This is a genomic window from Alicyclobacillus pomorum DSM 14955 (genome assembly GCF_000472905.1).
In the GTDB taxonomy this organism is placed as follows: domain Bacteria; phylum Bacillota; class Bacilli; order Alicyclobacillales; family Alicyclobacillaceae; genus Alicyclobacillus_A; species Alicyclobacillus_A pomorum.
In genome coordinates this window covers 1-2,016 of record NZ_AXAR01000035.1, presented here as the reverse complement: position 1 = coordinate 2,016, position 2,016 = coordinate 1, and the positions used below count along the sequence as shown (strand labels likewise).

Annotated in this window: 1 protein-coding gene and 1 pseudogene; one reads left to right on the top strand and one right to left on the bottom strand. The window is 51.8% G+C overall.

The genetic code is table 11. The annotated features are described in order from the left end of the window. Positions 1-94: 94 nt before the first annotated feature. A pseudogene (locus YWK_RS22980) lies at positions 95-184 on the bottom strand (tyrosine-type recombinase/integrase); the annotation flags it as partial. 7 nt (positions 185-191) lie between these two features. On the opposite strand from YWK_RS22980, the gene mtnK reads away from it, so the two are divergent. Next, the gene (mtnK, locus tag YWK_RS0117470; RefSeq protein ID WP_026965781.1) at positions 192-1,397 is read left to right on the top strand and encodes an S-methyl-5-thioribose kinase; all 1,206 of its coding nucleotides are present in this window, start codon (positions 192-194) and stop codon (positions 1,395-1,397) included. Positions 1,398-2,016: the final 619 nt, after the last annotated feature.

The following is a 2,016-nucleotide window of genomic DNA, read 5'->3' as shown; positions in this document are numbered from 1 at the left end:
GGAACAAGAATGAATATTACCGTTCGAAGCTGGAAGAAGCGGGCTTCACGGAACCGAAGATCGATAGCCTGGAGCAATTAGCTTCGGTACCGTTTAATGATTTGGCTTGAAAATCAACATCGCTCCATCTTAGACCAAGAATTTCCCCTTGCCTCATACCAGTAGTTATCGCTAAAAGGAGGGATGCGGAAATGACAAATTATCACGCCTTAACGCAAGCGGAAGCGGTCGAGTATGCACACGGCATCGAGGATGTATTCCCGGATGGTGCGCAGCTGAAGTCACGGGAGATCGGCGACGGTAATCTTAACCTTGTGTTTCATATATCGGACCCGGCATCAGGGCGAGCCTTAATTCTGAAGCAGGCGCTGCCTTACGCCAAGGTGATCGGCGAATCGGTTCCCTTGACGCTGGACAGAGTACGCATTGAATGCGAAGCATTGCGCATTCAAGGGGAGCTTTGTCCTGATCTGACGCCAAAGGTATACGCGTACGAGCCGGATTTGGCGTTGATGGTCATGGAGGATTTGAGCGACCACATCGTCATGCGCCGCGGACTGATGGAGCGGGGCCGTTATCCGTTGTTCGCCAGGCATATCGGATCATTCTTGGCGCGGACGTTGTTCTTCACCTCGGACCTGGCCATGGACCAACAGGAGAAGAAACTGCGGGTGAAATCGTTCATCAATCCGGAGCTTTGCAATATCACCGAGGATCTCATCTTATACGCTCCTTATACAAAGTCCCGGATGAATATCTTCGAGCCTCATATCCGTGATGCCGTTGAGCGCATTTGGGCGGATAAGGAGCTGCATCTCGAGGTCACGCTGCTGAGGGAGAAATTTCTGACGAAAGCACAGGCCCTGCTGCATGGCGATTTGCATACAGATAATATCTTCATCAAGCCGGATTCTACGAAGGTCATTGATCCCGAATTTGCTTATTACGGTCCGATGGGCTTTGATATCGGGACGGTTATCGCCAATCTGCTGCTGAACTATTCAGGCCAAGAGGGCTGGAGCACGGATGCGCTGGAGCGCACCGATTACCGCCGCTACCTGCTGGATACCGTGCACGACTTATGGACACAATTCGAGCTTCAGTTCCGCGAGCTTTGGAACGGGCATGCCGCCGACCGGATGGCGAAGACCCGAGGATATCAGGATTTGTATGTGGCAAGACTGCTGCAGGACACAATCGGATTTGCCGGGGCGATAATGTTGTGCCGCGTCCATGGCTTTATCCACGTCGCGGACATCGACCACATCGAAGATGCGGCGGCCCGCGAACGGGCACAGCGGATCGCGCTGGAGATCGGCGTGGCGCTGATCAAACGGAACCGCTCCGCCCGCTCTATTGAGGAAGTGTTGGATATCGCTTTAAAAGCTGTAAACTAAGGAGCCGAACTTATCATGACGAACGAAGCTGGACATGCGGCGGCTGGGGAACAAAGCTGGCTGCAGTCGGTACGCTGAAACGGCGATCGCCTTAGGCAGCAATGACGCAGGGAAGAAATATGTTTTAACATTTGTCCCAGCCTGTAGACAAACCTTCCCATCGTAAGGGGTCTACAGGCTTTTTCGTTGAAATAATAAATTGAACGATGGCTTAACCCAGGCATTGAATGAGCTTATGCAAACTACTCGCTCTGAGAAAGGAGCATTCGGGTGAAACGATCAGCCGCTAAACGACAACTTGATGTCACGGCGGACAGCGAGGCCGATGCTCCTAGGGGGGAGCTCATCGTCCAACTGAAGCTCGATTAGCTTACCGCTTCGAAGCTCCTCCTTCAGAGCGGGTAATGAAAGCAGTCCCGTAACCTAAACTCGCAATGGCATGTCTCGTTTTGGAGGATCAGTTCAAACGACATGCCGCAATGTTGGACTGAATGAAAAGACGACTACTCATTCAAATTTGAATAAGAGTCGTCTTTTTGTTTCGTTCATGCAGGTCAATCGATGAAACGACGGATTTCTTCCAGAACCTTGCGATGCTCCTGTGAAAAGACACCGTGGC

Bases quoted from the DNA above. Each gene is read 5' to 3' on its own strand.
- mtnK (WP_026965781.1), top strand. From the start codon at position 192: ATGACAAATTATCACGCCTTAACGCAAGCGGAAGCGGTCGAGTATGCA.